General features: G+C 58.6%; 18 protein-coding genes and 1 tRNA gene. 12 read left to right on the forward strand and 7 right to left on the reverse strand.

Annotation, left to right across the window (positions count from 1 at the left end; genetic code table 11):
* Nucleotides 1-43 precede the first annotated feature (43 nt).
* Both purE and L6758_RS09870 read right to left on the reverse strand, forming a co-directional pair.
* Nucleotides 44-688 carry a 5-(carboxyamino)imidazole ribonucleotide mutase gene (purE, locus tag L6758_RS09865; RefSeq protein WP_237187140.1) on the reverse strand — a complete coding sequence of 215 codons (645 nt, stop codon included), beginning with the start codon at nt 686-688 and terminating at the stop codon, nt 44-46.
* 71 nt (nt 689-759) lie between these two features.
* Nucleotides 760-1941, reverse strand: a complete 1182-nt coding sequence (locus L6758_RS09870; RefSeq protein WP_237205910.1) for a 5-(carboxyamino)imidazole ribonucleotide synthase — start codon at nt 1939-1941, stop codon at nt 760-762.
* Nucleotides 1942-2224: 283 nt separating this feature from the next.
* On the opposite strand from L6758_RS09870, the gene L6758_RS09875 reads away from it, so the two are divergent.
* The gene (locus L6758_RS09875; protein WP_237199347.1) at nt 2225-2800 is read left to right on the forward strand and encodes a GtrA family protein; all 576 of its coding nucleotides are present in this window, start codon (nt 2225-2227) and stop codon (nt 2798-2800) included.
* Here the strand turns inward: L6758_RS09875 and L6758_RS09880 are convergent.
* On the reverse strand, nt 2748-3500 hold the full coding sequence (locus L6758_RS09880) for a TIGR03089 family protein (RefSeq protein ID WP_237199348.1): 753 nt from the start codon (nt 3498-3500) through the stop codon (nt 2748-2750). The two genes, L6758_RS09875 and L6758_RS09880, sit on opposite strands and share 53 nt — an antisense overlap.
* A gap of 213 nt (nt 3501-3713) precedes the next feature.
* Between L6758_RS09880 and L6758_RS11040 the strand changes: the two genes are divergently transcribed.
* From L6758_RS11040 to L6758_RS09900, 4 genes are all read left to right on the forward strand, one after another.
* Nucleotides 3714-4187 carry a WhiB family transcriptional regulator gene (locus tag L6758_RS11040; RefSeq protein WP_272878584.1) on the forward strand — a complete coding sequence of 158 codons (474 nt, stop codon included), beginning with the start codon at nt 3714-3716 and terminating at the stop codon, nt 4185-4187.
* Nucleotides 4188-4205: 18 nt separating this feature from the next.
* Entirely contained in the window at nt 4206-4469 is a 264-nt protein-coding gene (locus L6758_RS09890; RefSeq protein ID WP_272878585.1) for a DUF3499 domain-containing protein, read from the forward strand.
* Between the two features lie 146 nt (nt 4470-4615).
* The gene (locus L6758_RS09895; RefSeq protein ID WP_237205909.1) at nt 4616-5875 is read left to right on the forward strand and encodes a L,D-transpeptidase; all 1260 of its coding nucleotides are present in this window, start codon (nt 4616-4618) and stop codon (nt 5873-5875) included.
* Between the two features lie 92 nt (nt 5876-5967).
* Nucleotides 5968-7020 carry a TIGR01906 family membrane protein gene (locus L6758_RS09900; RefSeq protein ID WP_237205908.1) on the forward strand — a complete coding sequence of 351 codons (1053 nt, stop codon included), beginning with the start codon at nt 5968-5970 and terminating at the stop codon, nt 7018-7020.
* Between the two features lie 4 nt (nt 7021-7024).
* Here L6758_RS09900 and L6758_RS09905 read toward each other — a convergent pair whose 3' ends face one another.
* A complete protein-coding gene (locus tag L6758_RS09905; protein ID WP_237205907.1) occupies nt 7025-8632 on the reverse strand; it encodes a dolichyl-phosphate-mannose--protein mannosyltransferase in 1608 nt (535 codons plus the stop codon).
* 321 nt (nt 8633-8953) lie between these two features.
* On the opposite strand from L6758_RS09905, the gene L6758_RS09910 reads away from it, so the two are divergent.
* The 3 genes from L6758_RS09910 (at nt 8954) to L6758_RS09920 (ending at nt 11948) form a co-directional block, all read left to right on the forward strand.
* Entirely contained in the window at nt 8954-9880 is a 927-nt protein-coding gene (locus L6758_RS09910; RefSeq protein ID WP_237205906.1) for a type IV toxin-antitoxin system AbiEi family antitoxin domain-containing protein, read from the forward strand.
* A gap of 102 nt (nt 9881-9982) precedes the next feature.
* Nucleotides 9983-10867 (forward strand): 16S rRNA (cytidine(1402)-2'-O)-methyltransferase, encoded by an 885-nt coding sequence (rsmI, locus tag L6758_RS09915; RefSeq protein WP_237205905.1) that lies wholly within the window; start codon nt 9983-9985, stop codon nt 10865-10867.
* Nucleotides 10868-10871: 4 nt separating this feature from the next.
* Nucleotides 10872-11948 (forward strand): TatD family hydrolase, encoded by a 1077-nt coding sequence (locus L6758_RS09920; protein ID WP_237205904.1) that lies wholly within the window; start codon nt 10872-10874, stop codon nt 11946-11948.
* Here L6758_RS09920 and L6758_RS09925 read toward each other — a convergent pair.
* Complete coding sequence (locus L6758_RS09925; protein ID WP_237205903.1) at nt 11902-13185, reverse strand: glycosyltransferase 87 family protein; 1284 nt, start codon at nt 13183-13185, stop codon at nt 11902-11904. The two genes, L6758_RS09920 and L6758_RS09925, sit on opposite strands and share 47 nt — an antisense overlap.
* Nucleotides 13175-14212: an acyltransferase family protein gene (locus L6758_RS09930; RefSeq protein ID WP_237205902.1), complete on the reverse strand. Its 1038-nt coding sequence runs from the start codon at nt 14210-14212 to the stop codon at nt 13175-13177. Before L6758_RS09930 ends, L6758_RS09925 begins: the two co-directional genes overlap by 11 nt.
* 120 nt (nt 14213-14332) lie before the next feature.
* Here L6758_RS09930 and rsmA point away from each other — a divergent pair, with 120 nt between their 5' ends.
* Together rsmA and L6758_RS09940 are read left to right on the forward strand one after the other, a co-directional pair.
* Nucleotides 14333-15241 (forward strand): 16S rRNA (adenine(1518)-N(6)/adenine(1519)-N(6))-dimethyltransferase RsmA, encoded by a 909-nt coding sequence (gene rsmA, locus L6758_RS09935; RefSeq protein WP_237205901.1) that lies wholly within the window; start codon nt 14333-14335, stop codon nt 15239-15241.
* Nucleotides 15238-16155 (forward strand): GHMP family kinase ATP-binding protein, encoded by a 918-nt coding sequence (locus L6758_RS09940; protein ID WP_237205900.1) that lies wholly within the window; start codon nt 15238-15240, stop codon nt 16153-16155. Before rsmA ends, L6758_RS09940 begins: the two co-directional genes overlap by 4 nt.
* A 46-nt stretch (nt 16156-16201) precedes the next feature.
* Here the strand turns inward: L6758_RS09940 and L6758_RS09945 are convergent, their stop codons facing one another.
* Nucleotides 16202-18028: an ABC-F family ATP-binding cassette domain-containing protein gene (locus L6758_RS09945; RefSeq protein WP_237205899.1), complete on the reverse strand. Its 1827-nt coding sequence runs from the start codon at nt 18026-18028 to the stop codon at nt 16202-16204.
* 23 nt (nt 18029-18051) lie between these two features.
* On the opposite strand from L6758_RS09945, the gene L6758_RS09950 reads away from it, so the two are divergent.
* Entirely contained in the window at nt 18052-18747 is a 696-nt protein-coding gene (locus L6758_RS09950) for an arsenate reductase/protein-tyrosine-phosphatase family protein (protein ID WP_237205898.1), read from the forward strand.
* A 117-nt stretch (nt 18748-18864) separates the two neighbouring features.
* Nucleotides 18865-18936, forward strand: a tRNA-Gln gene (locus L6758_RS09955).
* Nucleotides 18937-18955: the final 19 nt, after the last annotated feature.

Genomic DNA, 18955 nt, shown 5'->3' on the forward strand with positions numbered 1-18955 from the left:
CCTGAACTTGCCGAGGGGCAGGCAGGAGCCGCTGGGCAGGGGGTTAGGGCGCGTAGGGGGTCTTTTGCTGGCCGTCCCGTTCGTCATTGTGGGCGGGAGCGGTGAGCGGCTGTGCGGGTGCGTTGGGGGCGGCCCCTTCACCATCGAGTTCTGCCTTGTGCTCTTCAACCTTGGCGCGCAGAGCGGCACCCTTGTCCATGGCGGTCTGGCGCAGGGAAGCGGCGAAGTCTACGAGGTCGGCCCGTACCTGGCGGGCAAAGCCGTCGCTGCCTGAACCGAGCATACGCAGGGCTAGCAGGCCGGCGTTGCGGGCACCGTTGATGGAGACGGTTGCGACGGGCACACCGGCAGGCATCTGCACAATCGACAGGAGCGAATCCATGCCGTCGAGAGACTTGAGCTTGACCGGCACACCGATAACGGGCAGGGGGGTAACAGAGGCCAGCATGCCGGGCAGGTGGGCTGCACCGCCGGCACCGGCAATGATGACGCGGATACCGCGGTCTGCTGCTTCACGCCCGTAGGCAATCATGTCTTCGGGCATGCGGTGGGCTGAGACCACGTCTGCTTCGTAGGGGATACCGAATTCTTCGAGGACTTCAGCTGCTGCTTCCATGACCGGCCAGTCTGAGTCTGAGCCCATCACGATGCCGACAATGGGGTTATTGGAGTCGTAGGGGGAGGTCATGTTGCTCCTTGAAACTAGGGGTGGTGCGGACGCCCGCCCCACCTGGGTAGAGCCGGGCTAGTCCCGCGGGGTTAGGGGGTGGAGGGGCCGTCGGTGAGCAGGGAGGCTGCAGCGGTGGCCTGCTGGCGGAGGGCGGCGAGCTCATCTGCGGGGCCGGTCATATTGATGTGCCCAATCTTGCGGCCGGGCCTGACTGCCTTGCCGTAGTAGTGCACCTTGGCTGCCGGGTAGTCTTCCATGAGCTGCGGGTAGACGCCGAAGATATCGTTATTTGTACCACCTAAGAAGTTCTTCATCAGGGCTACCTCGCCCTTGATGTCGGTGCTACCCAGGGGGTAGTTAGCAACGGCTCGCAGGTGCTGTTCGAACTGGCTGGTGACGGATCCGTCCTGGGTCCAGTGGCCGGAGTTATGGGGGCGCATGGCGAACTCGTTAATCAGGAACCCCGCCTCAGAACCGGGCACTTCGAAGAGTTCAGCGGCCATCACGCCGGTAACACCCAGTTCGGTGGCAACCTTGAGGGCGGCGGCCTGGGCAGCTTCTGCTACCTCGGGGGAAATGCCGGGGGCAGGAGCGATGACCTCGTCACAGACAGAGTTCACCTGAATGGACTCAGCGACTGGCCAGGCCATCACCTGACCTGAATCTCGGCGGGCTACCAGGGCAGAGAGCTCGCGGGTAAAGGGAACCTTTTCTTCTACCAGCAGTGCCGAGAAGTCGGTGCGGTCAGGCAGCTGCTCAAACCAGGGGGTTGACTTAGCGCGGGCGTCCTGCTCATCATCGAGCACCATCACGCCCTTACCGTCATATCCACCCCGCGGGGTTTTGAGGACAACCGGCCAGCCGCCCTCCTTGCCAAAGGTGAGGAGCTCATCCAGGGTACGAACCTCGGCCCAGCGGGGGTTGGGTAGGCCCAGGCGGTCAACGGCCTTGCGCATCTCAATCTTGTCCTGGGCATGAACCAGGGCAGCGGGGCGGGGCTGTACATTCACACCCTCATCCATCAGACGCTGCAGAAAATCGGTGGGCACATGCTCATGATCAAAGGTGAGCACATCGACCTGGCGGGCAAACGCTGCCAGGGTATCGTAATCCCGGTAGTCACCCACCGGTGCCAAGGGCACCGCTCGGCGAGCACAGACGTCCTCGCTCTCAGCAAGAATACGAAGGTCGAAGCCAAGCTCGGTAGCGGCGGGCGCCATCATGCGCGCCAGCTGGCCGCCACCTACAACACCAATTTTTGGTCCAGTCATAGGATAAGTCACATTCACTAGGCTACCTGGGCACACGGTGCTTGTAAAAGCCCCAGCTACATGCTGAACAGGTACGGTAATAGCGGGTGAGCTCCCAGGTAACGCCCCGCAATCTGTGAGCAAAATACTACCCCTGCTAGGAGGGCACCGAGCCCATAGCGCCTGTACTATGTGAACAGAAAAGACCTGCTCCCCAGTTCAGTCGGTGCGCCCCAGGCTCCCTGCCGAACTCATACACGTTCCCGCCGGGAGGGGCCCGCACCAGAAGACTAGGGAGAAAACCATGAGCTCGCTCAAGCAGCGCCTAGAAACCCTGTGGCACAGTCACGGCCGGGAGATAGCCCAGTTCCTGAGCGTCGGTGGCCTGGCCTTCATCCTTAACTCGGTGGTGACTTGGTCGCTCATGCACTCTATCTTTGCCGACGGGCACGCCAAGGCTAAGGTTGTAGCCGGCATTGTCGCCACCATCTTCTCTTGGGTGGTGAACCGCCTGTGGACCTTCCGCGAAAAACGCACCGGCAACAAGGTACGTGAAGCCGTTGAATTCGGCATCGTCAACGCCATCGGTATCGGTGTTGAGGCCTCCTGCGTGCTCTTTAGCCTCTACGTACTGGGCCTGACTAGCCCGCGGGCGTCCTTTATCTCGGGTACTATCATCGGCACCATCTTGGGCACCATCGTGCGCTACTTCCTCTATAAGTTCTGGGTCTTTGCCCAGAGTAAGAGCCACAGCGACGATAAGACCGTCGAAGAAAAACGGGCCGAGCTCATCGAGGAAGCCACCAAGATTATGACCGGCTCCCTGCCTATTGTTGAGAAGGCAGAGACAGGGCCCGTTCGTCGGCCAAAACTCGACTAAGACGCTCCTGCTCCCAGGTGACCGCCGGGTCGAGAACCAGAGCAGCCCGGCCTGAAGCCATGACCGCCAGAGTCTGCTCTAGGTAGGCGGCATCAAAATGCTCCCCCGGAACCTGGAGGGCGGCTACCTCAGGCTTGTATTCAGTGGCCAGGGCTGTAGCCTGCTCGGTGAGCTGCTCCATCAGCCGACCATAGCTGGTGCCCTCCCAAGCATGCCCCTCTGCTACTGGGGCTGCCCATCCCACATAGACGTCGGGGTGGGACCTTACCTCAGCGGCATAATCAAGTACCTCAGACGGCAACTGTCCCATAAAACGAGGTGCCAGCGGCTCGGCGGCGACAGCCAACAGGTATTCTTCCTCGGCGTCCTCTAGCTCTGACATATCAAAGGCGGCGCGGACGTCCGCCCCCGCCTGCAGCTCCCACGTCAAGGTTGCCCCTACCCGCAGACCAGCTGCTGCTAAAACTAGCGACCGCCAGTGCAGGCGCTGGGGGAGCGCCAGTAGGGAACCGGGCTCTACCTCACACTCATCAACCAAAAAATTAGCGGTCTTTGCGACCCAGTTATCAAAAACCCTGCCCGAAAGCTCGATGCGCTCACCCGGTACCGAATACCAGAGCAGGGCTGGGGACTGGCGCTGAGCCAGCTGGGCCATGAAACGTGGGAAAGAAGAAACCACCTGGGGAAATGATGCTGTCATGCTCCCTACTCTAGGGCACCGCTCACTTTGCCGCCAGGAGGGGCCGGCTGGGGTGAATGCATATACCACAGAGAAACGCAAATTATTGTGAGAGAATCTCGTGTGAAGAAGATTTTTTTAATCTCAGCTTGACGAACAGCCCATTACACGCGTGTAATTAGGTGCAGGGAATTTTTTATTCTGTCCTCAGTTTGGGATATGAAAGGGAAGACTATGGGCCTCCACAGCCGCCTACCTCAGGGCGCTGCAGGGCGCACGCCTGACGTGGCCCAGTACCACACTATGCACTCTGCCCAGTACTTAGAAGACCAGGCAACTGCCTTGCTCAATGCCGCTGCTCCTAAGAGCCGTGGCCGGGCTAGCTCACTCGCCAGTAGCTCAGCTACCGATATGTTCTCCACCGACTCCGACGCCCTCTCCCTCTGGCAGCAGGCCGCCGGCATCTACAGCACCGATGGAGATGACGGGGAACTCTCCTGGCAGGCAGATGCCCTCTGTGCCCAGACCGACCCCGAGGCCTTCTTCCCTGAAAAGGGTGGATCAACCCGCGACGCCAAGCGAGTATGCAGCGAATGCCCCGTTCGCGAAGCGTGCCTAGAATACGCCATGGAAAACGACGAGCGCTTCGGCATCTGGGGCGGCCTGTCAGAGCGTGAACGCCGCCGCCTCCGCAAGCAAGCTATCTAAGAAAGAAGGGCTTGATTCATGGCAATCACCCGCCAGTGCTCACGCCAGACCTGCCAGCGTGAGGCTATTTTCACGCTCACCTACGCCTATGCGCAGTCAACCGCAGTCATCGGCCCCCTGTCTGTGCACCGGGAACCCCACGCCTATGACCTGTGCGAGTTCCACGCCGACCGTCTCACCGCCCCTCAAGGCTGGGATGTCGTGCGCCTGGAAGCTCCCACCGCCAGCCCCGAGGCTGAAGAACAGGCAGACGTGTCCTACCCACCCCTACGCTCTGTCTAAAATGTGAACCTATATAACCCGTTGGCTCCTAGCTAACGGGTTTTCTTGTAGGCCCTATATCTAAAAGAGCCCTAATCCGATAAACTTTGACGAGCACACAACACACTCGCGACCCACTTGATACGTGATAAAAGGAAGATAAGTTCGTGGTCAACTCCATCAACGCAGCCAACCGAGACGTCCTTACCCGCCGGTCTTTCGTGACCGTAGGAGCCCTGGGCACCATGACCCTTGCAGCATGCTCAGCCGATAACGCTGCAGAAGGCTCTGCATCAGATGCATCAAACACTAGCGCGTCCAATAGCTCAGCACCCGTCTTTAGCGGCAATATCAAGGTTCTGCCCGCGCTGGATGAGGTTGAAATCAACCCCATTGAGACCGTTACCGTATCAACCGATGACTCCACGCTGACCAAAGTCACTGTTGCCACTGAGGACGGGGAGGAGCTACCTGGCGAGCTATCAGCAGACGGGAAGACCTGGACTTCCACCGAGCACATGATTTTCGATCGTTCTTACACCGTTGCATGGGAAGCCGATGATTCTGACGGCGTGAGCGGTACCGGCAAGAGCACATTCGCCACCGTATCAGCCCCCTACGAGGCAAATGCCCTTGTTAACTTCATCGAGGGAGCCACCTACGGTGTCGGCTACATTATTCAGCTGATTTTCTCTGAACCTGTAGTGAACAAGGCAGATGTTGAAAAGCGTATCTCCATCAAGGGCGGTGGCGACCAAGAAGGTAAGTTCCGCTGGTACAGCGACACCATGCTGCGTTACCGCCCCAAAGATAAGTGGGCACCGAACTCTACAATCACAGTAGATATCGACCTCTTTGGCTTCGATATCGGTAATGGAATGATCGGTAACCACACCACAAGCCACAGCTTTAAAACCTGGGAAAAGCGTTACGCCTTCGTTGACAACAACACCAAGAAAATGAAGATGTACGTTAACGACAAGGTTATTCGAGAAGCTCCTGTTACCCTGGGTAACTCTGAATGGCCCTCACCCGTAGGGCAGCTGGTGATTAAGGAGCACGAGAAGAGCTACTTCTTCAACCCCGGTTCGCTGGCCCTCACCCCGGGCGACCCCCACTACTATGAGCCTTTCTGGGCCTCTAATACTTCCCGTCTCACCAACGGTGGTGTATTCGTGCACCAGGCCCTCCCTGCAGCTTGGTCTTCAGTTGGTATTGCCAACGTTTCCCACGGTTGTATCGGTCTGCTACCTGCAGATGCTGAGTTCTTCCACAACAATTTTGGTATCGGTGACGTAGTGGAAACCGTTAACACCGGCTACCCCGAGGCTGACCCGGACGACGGCTACGGTGACTGGAATATCCCCTTCGAGCACTACAGCGACTCATCCTGGACCGGTAACTGGTGGTCTTTGGTACTCGGGTAGCATTTCCCCAGTGACCATATCGTAGGGTTCAATCTGGAGTAGTTCAGACTTTACAATTGCTAGGGTACCCCTCATCGATGTAAGGACTGACTGTGGCCCAGGATTCTCAATCTCAGGACCGCTCTGGTGCCGGTAACGAGCCAGCACCAGAGTGGGACAAACTTTCACCTGCAATTAGCAGTAACCGAACGGACCGTCTTCTTTCAGCTCGAAGAGCTGAACGCGGAATCGAGACTCCAGCTACTGCCTCAAGCGCTTTAACTGATACTAGCCAGCCAGTAGAACAGGATGGGGCGAAAGCTCCCTCCGATGCCACCCCCTGGACCGCGCCCCTGGCCGCGGTGGCAGCTCCCGAAGGTAGTGCGTCCGCCCCCGAAGCCACCCCGGCTGCAGAACGTGCCGAAGCCCGCGAAGTTGCGGTAGACGACAAGCCCCGCCTGCTGGGGCTGCGCCGGGCCATCATCGCCCTGACCGTTCCCGTGCTGACCATCATGCTGGCCGTGCGTGCCGTGGCCAGCCCCGCCTTCCTCTGGCTCGAATACCACCGCCCCGGCTTCCCCGCAGACAGCTACGGCTTCGACACCCAGGAAAGATTGCGTCTAGGCTCTTACGGGCTGGACTATATCTTGAACTTTGCCCCCCACACCTACCTGGCCGATATCACCACCGGCGGTAACGCTGCCTTCCTTGCCAGCGAAGTTGAGCACATGACCGACGTCAAACGGGTCATGCTCATCAGCATCACGTTTGCCCTCATCATGCTGGTACTGGCCCTGCTCTCAGCCCGAACCCTGCGCCTGCGGGCCCCGGGCGTCCTGCGCTCCTCCCTCTTCACCGGTGCCTGGCTCACCCTAGCCCTGCTCATCGGCCTGGGCGTTGCCGGCGCTATCGGCTGGGAAGCCTTCTTCACCACCTTCCACGAGGTCTTCTTCCCCCAGGGCAACTGGCAGTTCCGCATGAGCGACACCCTCATCCGCCTCTACCCGCCCCAGTTCTGGGTGGACGCCGCCGCCACCGCAGGCGCCCTCACCCTCTTGATGACGGCAGCCGTCCTCGCCATGACCTGGCCTACCCGCTACCGCAAGCAGCTAGCCCTCAAGCGCCGGGCAGAGCGTCAGGAGCTCAAAGAACTCCTGACCAAGTAAGCCCCTAAATCCAGGCGTCAAACCACATGCGCTCGCGCCACTCGGTGTAGGGGATGGTCTGGGCTGTCCAAATAGGCCAGTAGTAGATAGAGACTAACAGCGCGAAGACCACAAAGAGTCCTACCACCAGTAGCCCTGCCCGGCGGCGGCGTACGCTGTCGCCGGGGCGTCCTAGCGCTAGCCCCAAAATACCTGCCAGCATAAGAATCAGGTAGGGCTCGAAGGAGAGGGCGTAGAAGAAGAACATGGTGCGCTCGGGGTAGGCAAACCAGGGGAAATAGCCCACCGCGAAGACCGCGAAAAGGGTTGCAAAACGCCAGTCGCGGCGCAGCAGCACAATGAGCAGGGACAGGGTTGCAACGATGATAAAGGACCACCAGATGAGCGGGTTGCCGATATTCAGCACCGCCTCAGAGCAAGAGTCAACCGTACAGCCGTTCACGCCCAGGTCAGGGGATTCATAGTAGTAGCTGGTGGGGCGGCCCAAAATCAGCCACTGCCAGGCCGGGGACTCGTAAGTGTGGGGGGAATCCAGCCCCGAATGGAAGGCGTAGGCAGAGCGGTGGTACTCCCACAGCGAGCGCAGAGACTCCGGCAACCAGAGAATTCCTTCGCCGGGGTGCTCTGCTGCCCAGTTACGGTCGTAGGCGGAATCTGAGAGGAACCAGCCGGTCCAGGTCGCTAGGTAGGTGAGCAGGCCGGTGCCGATGAGGGCAAAGAAAGCGAGGACGCCGTCGCGCAGGAAGCCCGCGACATACCAGCGGCGGATGCCGGCAATGCGGCGGGCATTGGCGTCCCAGAAGACCGTGAGCAGGCCGAAGATAGCGATGAAGAAGAGGGCGTTCCATTTGACGCCGACCGCCAGACCCGCGCAGATACCGGCGATGAACCGCCAGTAACGGAAGCCCAGCCAGGGGCCATAGCGCATGAAGTTGTCGGTGGGGGCGCCGTTGTGGTCGCGGGCGTGGGCTGCGATCCGGGCAGCGAGCTGGCGTCTACCCTGGTAGCGGTCAAGCAACAGGGCAACGAAGGTGGCCAGCAGCCAGAACATGAGGAAGATATCGAGCAGGGCAAAACGGGACTGCACAAAGTGCAGGCCATCGATAGAAATTAGCAGACCGGCAAGGGTTGCTACTGTCACTGAGCGGAAGAGCAACCAACCCGCCAGCATGACCAGGCCCACCGACAGGGTGCCGGTGAGTGCTGCGGCAAAGCGCCACCCAAAGGGGTTATCGTCACCAAAAATGGCCATACCGAAGGCGATCATCCACTTACCAACCGGCGGGTGGACCACATATTCGGCGGTTTCAAGGATGCCCGATGGGGTTCCGGCAACGAAGGTCTCGTTGGCTGTATCAGACCAGTTGCGCTCATATCCAAAGTGCAGCAGGGAGTAGGCATCTTTAGCGTAGTAGGTTTCGTCAAAGACGATGGCGTTAGGGTTGGCCAGGTTTACAAAACGCATGAGCCCGGCAAGTACTAGCACAAGCAGGGGAGCCACCCAGCCGTATCGGGGCAGCGGTACCGCTGTTACAGCTAGTCGCGCCCGGAGGGCTGACTCGGTGAAAGCGTCTTTGAGGGTCAGGACGGCAGAGGTTGGGTTAGATGTCACCCTAGATATGCTACCCGGGGCAGCAGAATCATGCGCGCGGACGCGGGGGGACCAGCTTCCTTCTGGTCCTATCTAGTAGGGACCAGATTCCTCCCAAAATACTTCGTGCCATGACCTACAGTCGGTATTTTTCTGGTCCCTACGAGGGGCGGGGTCTAACCCGCTGGGTGGTGAAGCTACCCTGTGGATATCTGTATATGCGCTGTAACAACCCGACCGATAAAAAATCTTTTTTGGCGCAATACGTTGAGACTGGGAGAAACTTTATCCACAGGAAACATCAGTTCTAGAAAATTAGCTCATACACAACAGAATGCTGTCATGGATATTCTCGATAGCCTTCAAACCGTTTATACCTACAGGGAACTGCAGCAGCTGGGTATGAGCTCTACTGCTATCGCTCGCCGGGTTAGACAACAGGAGCTGACTCGTCTCCTCCCTGGCGTTTATACAACCCAGTCAAATTTTCGTCAGCTTCCCCGCTATCAGCAGTACCCCTATTTTATTTCTGCTGTTTACAAGAAGAACCCTCAAACCATCTTTACCCACCAAACCGCTGCCTGGTTGCATGGCTTTGCTGTGGTAGATCAGAAGCTGGTAGATGTACAGTGCCACCCTAGTTCACGGGGGCGTGCTCAAGGTATTGCAAAGCACTATTCGTATACAGCTCTCGATACGACGTCATCGCACGGTTTATTTCACCTCACTACCCGCCTGCGGACTTTAGCTGACTGTTGCCGCTACCTGCATCCGTCCTCAGCGCTAGTTACGGTTGAGTCAGCGCTTTATCAGGGAGCATGCACCGTTGAGGAAGTCGCGGAATATTTGGGGCACCAGAGGGGGCGCGGAGTTCAGAAAATGCGGACGGTCGCCGGCCTCATGAGTTCTTCGAGCGAGAGTGCTGGTGAAAGCAAACTGAAATGGGTCTTACACATGAGCCCCTTACCCCTGCCAACCCAGCAGGTTGATGTCTGGGTTGATAACGAACACTTCCGGCTCGACTTTGCTTACGAGGATGAAATGATTGCCCTCGAATTTGATGGGCGGGTGAAATACCTTGATTCCCAGAGCCGCGATGAGGTTTTCTTCAATGAGGTGCGACGCGAGAAGCTGCTGAAAAACGCTGGGTGGGATGTGCTGCGCTATGACTGGTCTACCGTTGTGAACCATCCGCAGAGGATCGTTCGTGAAGTTCTTACCACCATGCAACGGAAAAACGGGAGCAGCAGAATCGCAGCGCTCAGGTAACAAGGGACCAGAAAAGTAACGATTGTATGTGTGGTGGACAAGGACGTCGGGAGGAATCTGGTCCCTACTTGTAGGGGAACAAAAGTAGTAGGGTTTAACCCTATGGAATCCTCCCCTCACACCACGCCCGCTGCGCCGGCCGAAGGCGGCGCCCTCATCCTTGGCGGAACCCCCATCGGCAACCTCGCCGATGCCTCCCCGCGCCTGCGCGAGGCGCTCGCGTCCGCCGACGTCCTCGCCGTTGAAGACAGCCGCACCCTGCGTAAACTAGCCGCCGGGCTGGGCGTCACCACCCGGGGGCGGGTACTGGTCAACCACGACCACAACGAGGCTGACCGCGCCGGCCAGATCGTTGAGGCTGTGGCAGCCGGGCAGACCGTGCTGCTCATGTCGGACGCCGGTATGCCCGCTGTCTCCGATCCCGGCTATGTCGCGGCAGCTGCTGCGGCCAACGCCGGTCTGACCGTCACCGCTCTGCCGGGGCCCTCAGCTGTTGTCACCGCTATCGCCGTGTCCGGGCTGCCCTCGGGACGTTTCACCTTTGAGGGCTTCCTCGCCCGCAAAGGCTCCGACCGCGCCCGGCGCCTGGCCGCACTCGCTAGTGAAGAGCGCACCATGGTCTTCTACGAGTCCCCCCACCGGCTGGCCGCAACCCTGCACGATTTTTCCGAAGTCTTCGGGGCAGGGCGCCGCGCCGCTGTCTGCCGGGAACTGACCAAGCTGCACGAAGAGGTTGCCCGCGGCAGCCTGCAAGAACTCATTACCTGGGCCGAATCTAAGCAGATCAAGGGCGAAATCGCCATCGTGGTTGAGGGCGCCCCAGAACCCGAGGCGGAAGAGGCAGAGAACCTGACCGACCTCGTCCTGGAGCTTGTGGCCGGTGGCGTCCGCCTGAAAGCCGCCTGCGCCCAGGTCGCCGAAGCCCACGGGGTGTCTAAGCGTGACCTTTACCAGGCAACCCTGGCCGTCAAAGATTCAGAAAGCTAAACCTATGTGTACCGACCACACCCTAACCGACGCTGAGCTGCGCGAACTTGCTGAGCGCTTTGCCTCCTACCTGCCTAGTGAGGCCGAGCAGACCGCCACCATCTTTGAGACCCCCGAGCCGATTCTGGAGGGCGAAGTACCCCCGGCCTACCGGGCTGACCGCTACAACACCGCGGGCGAGCCCAGCGGGGAGGGTACCCGCCGCCGCGGTGAGAAGGGGGAGGACGGACGCCGCCGCAACCTGGTCTTCCCGCCGGCTCCCGCGCCCCTGCCCTACGCCATCGTCGATAACCACACCCACATGGACCTGCTCGACGGCGAGGTCGCCGTCACCGCCCGCGACGCCCTCGATACCGGAGAAGCCCTGGGTATCGGCGCAATTGTGCAGGTGGGCTGTGACGTTCCCAGTTCCCTCTACGCTGTGCGTGCTGCCCAGGCTGACCCCCGTGTGCTGGCCGCTGTGGCCCTGCACCCTAACGAAGCCCCCAAGCTGGCAGAAGCTGGCCAGCTAGAGGCAGCCCTGGCCGCTATCGACACCCTGGCAGCTGACCCGCGCGTCCGTGCCCTGGGCGAGACCGGCCTGGACTACTTCCGTACCGGTGAAGAGGGCAAGGGGGCTCAGGAGGAATCCTTCCGCGCCCACATTCGCATGGCCAAGAAACACGGTAAGGCTGTGCAGATCCACGACCGGGACGCTCACGAGGACGTTGTGCGCATCCTGCTGAGCGAAGGCGCCCCCGAGACCGTCATCTTCCACTGCTACTCCGGCGGGCCTGACCTAGCTGAGATCTGTAACGAGCAGGGCTGGTACATGAGCTTTGCCGGCACCGTGACCTTCAAGAACTCGCACGGTATTCAGGAGTCCCTGAAGCTAGCCCACCGGGAGCTGATTCTGGCTGAGACCGACGCGCCCTTCCTGACCCCCCACCCCTTCCGGGGCCGTCCTAATGCCAGCTACATGACCAACTACACCGTCCGCTTTATGGCAGGCCACCTGGGCGCCGACCTTGAAGAGCTTTGCCGGGATATCCGCGCTAACTCCCTGGCAGCTTACGGGAGCTGGGGGATTGAGGGCTTCTAGCCGCTAGAGCCAGGTAGGCGACTGCCCACGCGACAGGCAGGGCATGTAGGAGAGCCAGGTGCTCGGGCCACTCGTTGCCGCCCCAGTCGTGCCCGCCAAACCAGACCGCAAAGGGCATGGCAAAGATGAGCACACCGGTGGCAGCTAGGTAGAGGTAGCCGGTGTGCGCGGTGCGCCAGCCGTAGAGGGTCGCAAAGACCAGGAAGGTGACGAACCAGACCCAGTGGTGGGTCCAGGAGATGGGGGAGAGCAGCAGCCCCAACACCGCCACGCAGGAGGCTGCCCCCAGGTAGGCGCCACGGACGTCCTGCCACGCTAACCTGCGCACGGCCAGGTAAGCCAGCACTACCGCCCCCAGGGCGGTGATGGCAAAAAGGACGCCGGTGAGCCAGCTGGGGAAGAGCATGGCCCAGGTGCCCAGCAGGTTATAGTTCAGAGCCCCGGTAATGGAGCCCACGCGGGAGGATTCAAAGATTTTCTCGGTGAAGTACTCGCGGGCTACCTCAAAATCGACGGCAAAGCTCAGCGCGATAGAGGCCAGGCCGGTGCCCACGAAACGGGTCAGAGACTTCCAATCGCGGGTGGCAAGAAAGAGCAGGCCGAAGATAGCCGGGGTTAGTTTGATGCAGGCGGTCAGGGCAATGAGTACCCCGTGCCAGCGGGTGTTCTTGAGGTAGATGACGTCGGTGAGAATGAGCAGTACCAAAAAGAGGTTGATCTGCCCCAGTTCCATGTTGAAACTGATGGGGAAGAACTTGAGCAGCAGGGGAGTGAGCCAGAGCCCGGCTGCCAGGGCGGGGCGCTTGCCCACCCCCATACCTCGGCAGGAGAGATAGACCAGGGCCACCAGCGCGGCAATATTGAGCAACAGAAATATTGGCCCAGCCGTATCTGCACTGGTGAGCAGTACAAAAGGAGCGAAAACCAGGGCTGCAAAAGGCGGGTAGGTAAAGCCGTAGATTTCCTCGGGAGGCAGAGCCCAGTCGTAGAGCTGGCCGGTTTCTAGCCAGTGGGCCACCCCTCCGTAATAGACCTGTAGGTCGAAGAATTCCCGGGCCACCATTTTTTCGTCCCAGAGGAAGGGGTAGGCGCTGATGAGGGTCAGCACCAGGGCAGTGATTAGGGCTGGTGTGCTGGTGAGCGCCCTGGTAAGGGCGGTGATGGGCGGACGCTGGTGCGCGGCAGGTGCGGTAGTCGTAGGAGGAGTTTGGTATGGGTTTCTGAAGTTAATCTGCAAAGTGTGAGCCTACTTTCCTCGGCTTAAGCCAGGTATTGATGCGGTGAGTAAGCCGTACTTCTACAGTTTCGTGAACTGCCCAGGCAAGGAATACTGATACAGAGAATGCGAGAATACGGGCCCCCCACATGCCCAACACATCGTAGGAGATGCTGATAAGAGCATAGCCAATATTCTGGTGGAGCAAATAGAGTGGGTATGAGATGGAACCAAACCAAACCAGCCACCGAAGTTGAAGGAATTTGACTTCTGATTTAATAACTACAACAGAAAATAGTAGAACAATGAGTAAAATCAAAAACCCGGTAAACCAACTAGTCATAAGGCCTTCGCAGAGAACTGCCAGAGGCAAGAGAGGGTAAAACGCAGGGAGTAATCGGCCTGATTCTCGCCGAATGTAGAGAACCATACCGAGACCGAAGAGGGGCGCATATTGAGCTACGGAGGCCGATACGAGTATGTTAAGGGCGCCGATACCCGTAAGTTTGTATGCAGCTATGAGCACGAGTCCCCCCAGAGCCCAGAGCAGAGAGAATCTCTGCACGAAAGTATCAGTAAGTTTGCCTTTGAATAGCCATAGCGATGCAGCAATAAGAAAGTAGAAAACTAATTCCCGGGCGAGTGACCAGTACACGCCATCAAAGTCGCGAACAGCTACGAAGCTTTGGAACATCGTTGCATTAACAGCCAACTCCCACAATGGTCTTTGGAGAGCGGGGAAAGGTAACCCATAGATAACAAGAACCGTAAGTCCCAAAGATGCCCAATAGGTGGGGTAAAGCCTAACAAATCGTGCTTTGAGGAACTCGATAGGCTGATTACGTTTACGAGCTGTCATGAGGATAACGAACCCGCTGATGAGGAAGAAGAGCTGAACACCTAGGCCACCATAAGCGAATGAAATAGGAAAAGCACCGTGCTCAGGAAAGATTTCTGGAAACGTGGTGGTGTAGTGAAGAGCTACAACAGCCAAAGCCGCTAGACCTCGCAGAGCGTCAAGCTCGGTGAAACGTTTTGTTTTAGACATTTTTCCTCAATATGTGAGTGCGTGTGTTTTATGGGGGCATAGGTATTATGAGTCTACCTTCATTCTCTCCCCTATGGTTTTCGATGGTATGACAGGTAAGCCACCGGCTAGGATAGTAGGGTGACTGAACAGCAATCTCCTGCGCCCGATGCTCTATTGGGCCCCCAAGAAATCCGTGACCTAGCTGCCACCCTGGGTATCCGCCCTACTAAGACTCTGGGGCAGAACTTTGTGATTGATCCTAACACCATCCGCCGTATTATCGCTGTTGCCGATATCAGCCCTGATGAGACGGTGGTTGAGGTTGGCCCGGGCCTGGGTTCACTGACCCTGGGGATCTTGGACGCTGCCCGCGACATGGTTGCTGTTGAGATCGATCCGCCTCTTGCTGAACAGCTTCCGGCGACGATTGCTAAGTTCCGCCCCGGCTCAGAGGACCGTATCGACGTGGTGCTCTCTGATGCCATGAAGGTCACCGAGCTGCCGCGCACCCCGTCCGCCCTGGTAGCTAACCTGCCCTATAACGTGGCGGTGCCGGTGCTCCTGCATATGTTTGCTACCTTCCCCTCGATTGAACACGCCCTGGTCATGGTGCAGGACGAGGTCGCCGACCGCCTCTCAGCCAATCCCGGGTCTAAGATTTACGGGGTGCCTTCGGTCAAGGCTAACTGGTTCGCTGAGGTGTCTAAAGCCGGGGTAATCGGTACTAACGTTTTCTGGCCTGCCCCCAAGATCAAGTCGGGTCTGGTGGCTTTTAAGCGCCGCCCGGAGTTACTGTCTGACCTGCCTCGTGAAGAGGTCTTTGCCATTGTCGATGCCGCCTTTGCCCAGCGCCGTAAGACCCTGCGGGCTGCGCTCGCTGGATGTGCCGGCTCTGCTGCCCGTGCCGGTGAGATTCTTGAAGCTGCCGGTATTGACCCGCAGCTACGCGGGGAAAAGCTCGATATTTTTGACTTCATCAAGATTGCCGAAGCCGCCCGGCAGGTGCCTGCCCCTGCCGACCAGAGCGGGGAGGGCGCGTCCGCATGACTCTCAGTGTTTCAGCTACCGCCCCCGGCAAGGTCAACCTGTATTTTGCGGTGGGGCCCCTGCGGGAGGACGGTTACCATGAGGTTGCCTCGCTCTACGCCGCTACCGATGTGCTGGAGCGTGTGACGTTTTCTTCGGCTCAAGAGCTGGGTATCGCCCAGTCGATGAGCGTTGCTGAGGGCTCCCCTGTGGCGGAGCAGGTTGCTGCCGGGGCATTTGACCCAGCTGTGGTTCCGCTTGATGAATCTAACCTGGCCTATCGCGGGGCAGCAGCGGTGGTAGCTGCCCAGGGCTTGGATATTCAGGACGTCGCCGTTCAGCTTCACATCGATAAGGCTGTTCCGGTTGCCGGTGGGATGGGCGGAGGTTCTGCTGATGCTGCCGCCGCTATGAAGGCCATGAACGACTACCTGGTGCAGGCAGGCCTGGCCGCTGAGGCGCTTGGGCTTGAGCGTCTGCTGGAGCTGGCTGCTCCGCTGGGTGCCGACGTACCCTTTGCCCTCTTAGGTGGCCTGGCCGTGGGCACCGGGGTGGGGGACAAACTCACGCCGATTGAGGTACCTGAAGGCGTTGAGCCACTGAAGTTTGGGTTTGTGCCTTCAACAACGGCTGGGCTGTCGACCCCCGCCGTGTTTAAGGAGCTGGACGCCGGCCGCGCGGCTGGGCGTTACCCTGCTCCGGACGCAACCCTTCAGATGCCGCAGGAGCTGATAGACCTGCTAACCTCGGCTGAGCCTCTGCAGAAGCGTCTACCAGCTATTGCCGGGCTGCTGCGCAACGACCTGGCTGCGCCTGCTGTTGCCTTGTTGCCTGAACTGGCAGAAACGCTGGAACAGGCCAAAGCCCAGTTCGGTGTATCGGCAAGCTTTGTGTCAGGTTCGGGACCTACCGTAGTGCGTATTTACAACACATAAGCGGTACAAAGACGGGGCAGATATCGTTTCTATCTACCCCGTCTTTTTACGCAATTACTTCGCTGAGTTCTATCCAGCGTAGTTCTAGCTCATCAACTTCCGCCTGAATACTCTGCTGTTCAGCAGAGAGAGCCGCCAAACCTTCATAATCTGAAGGGTCGTGGCTGGCCATCTTTTCATCCAGCTTGGCCTTTTGATCTGCCAACTTAGCCAGCTTGCGGTCAATCTGGTTGATTTCCTTCTGGGCTGCGCGTACCTCAGCTCCGCTAGCCTTAGCCGCCGAGCTGCTACCGGCGTCCTGTTTACCGAGAGGCGAAGAATCCACAGCCTTGGTCGACGGGGCCGTAGCAGCAGACGCCGAAAGCTGCAAATACTCATCAACGCCACCCGGCAGATGCCTAAAGGTACCGTCAATCAATGCGTACTGCTGGTCGGTCACACGTTCCATCAGATATCGGTCGTGTGAAACCACCAGGAGCGTGCCGGGCCAGGTATCGAGGAGGTCCTCCATGGCCGCCAGCATGTCGGTGTCGAGGTCGTTAGAGGGTTCGTCCAGGATAAGGACGTTGGGCTCATCCAACAGAATCAGCAGAAGCTGAAGGCGACGCTTCTGACCGCCTGATAGGTCTTTGACCGGGGTTGATAGCTGGGCTGACGTAAACCCTAGACGTTCCAGAAGCTGCCCCGGAGTCATCTCCTTACCACCAGCTACATAAGAGGTACGCTTGCGCCCAATGACATCTGAAACCCGATCATTCTCGACCTCGCGTAGCTCATCGAGCTGCTGGGTCAGCGTAGCAACCTTTACGGTCTTACCGTGCTTAACCCGCCCGCGGGTAGGCTCTACCGAACCCGTCACAAGGCCTAGCAGGGTTGATTTACCTGCGCCGTTGACGCCCATGATGCCGGTGCGCTCACCCGGGGCGATGCGCCAGGTGACCTTCTTGAGCACGCCCTTGGTTGTACCGGGTGTGCTGGCATCGGGGTAGCTGACATCGACGTCCTCAATATCCACCACGTCCTTACCCAGGCGAGACACCGCCATCTGCGACAGCTCCACCTTGTTGCGCACTGGCGGTACGTTGGCAATGAGGGCGTTAGCGGCGTCAATACGGAACTTGGGCTTAGACGTACGTGCGGGGGCCCCGCGGCGTAGCCAGGCGAGCTCTTTGCGCATAAGGTTTTGGCGCTTTGCTTCGGTAGCAGCCGCCTGGCGGTCACGCTCCACCCGCTGCAGAATGTAGGCAGCGTACCCGCCCTCGAAGGGCTCTACGATGCCGTCGTGAACTTCCCAGGTGTCAGTGCAAATTTCATCGAGGAACCAGCGGTCGTGGGTGACAGTCAGCAGACCACCCGCGTTCTTTGACCAACGGTTTTTGAGATGGTTGGCCAGCCAGGTAATAGCTTCAACATCGAGGTGGTTGGTGGGTTCGTCGAGCATCAGGACGTCCCAGTCGCCTGCCAGCAGAGCGGCAAGGGCAACGCGGCGGCGCTGGCCGCCGGAGAGGGAAGAGACGGACGCATTCCAATCTAGGTCTGATGCCAAACCCGAAATAACGTCGCGAATCTTAGAATCTGAAGCCCACTCGTATTCAGGCGTGTCACCGACAATAGCCTGGCCAACGGTGAGCGAATCATCGAGCACATCAGCCTGGTCAAGGAAGCCGATCCGGGTGCCGGACCGCACCGTGACCTTACCCGAATCGGGGGTAAGCCGCCCGCCAAGAAGGGAGAGAAGGGTCGACTTACCGTCACCGTTACGGCCAACGATGCCGATACGGTTGCCCTCATTCAGGCCAACCGTGATGCCCTCAAAGATAGTGCGGGTGGGAAATTCAATATGCAGGTCTTCGCCGCCGAGTAGATGTGCCACCCTTCTAGGCTACAAGGTGCATAGTGGACCTGCCAGTTGTAAGCTTTCGTTTTTCTGTTGCGAGCGATTCTCACTTGGCAGCGATATCACCAGTCATCACAAGTTCTGCACAGAGTAAAATAATCGGCATGACACAATTCAATGTTGGAGCTCTCCTTAAAAATAGAAGAAAAGTAGAGGAAGATCGGAGCTCGCATTCTCCGGTAGCCAAAAAAATTCTTTTCGTTTGTACAGGCAATATTGCTCGCAGCGCCTCTGCACAGTACATCGCCGAGCAGCTTTCTGACTCTGCGTCAGGGTGGACTTTTGACAGCGCTGGAACCGGAGCTGTCGTAGGCTCAGGTGTGGCTCCTTTTATCGACGCGGAGCTAGAATCGCGAGGCGTAAACTATCGTAGCCATCAGGCTAAACAGATTACTGCTCAGCTCCTGGAGGAATCTGCGCTCGTTTTAGTGATGGAGAAAGAACACCTTAACTGGATTGTGCGTGAGTGGCCCCAGCACCGCTCGAAGATTCACCTTTTGAAGCAGATGGCGCGTGTGCAGGAACAGGCTGGGCGCCGGGTTGATCCAGTAGCCTTCATGTACGCCCTTGATGAGCCTCCAGTCAAAGAAGACAGAATCGCTGACCCCTACCGCAAGGGAGCAGAAGCCGCGCGAGTCGCAGTAGAGGAAGTTGAGCTGGCTCTAACAAAAATTATCCCCTGGTTAGGGGCTTAAATTACTGTCTAATAAACTTTTACCAAGACTCACACTCCTCGCGTTTCATTCTGAGCATGAGACTTGGTAATATCTAGATTCGTCCGTGCTGCTTCACCGAAGTAGGTGGGACGGCAATCCGCCATGGTGTAATTGGCAACACAGCGGCCTTTGGAGCCGTTATTCAAGGTTCGAGTCCTTGTGGCGGAGCTCAATACCCCTATCTTGT

Origin of the sequence: Rothia nasimurium (assembly GCF_928382285.1) — a bacterium.
In the GTDB taxonomy this organism is placed as follows: Bacteria; Actinomycetota; Actinomycetes; order Actinomycetales; family Micrococcaceae; genus Rothia; species Rothia nasimurium_E.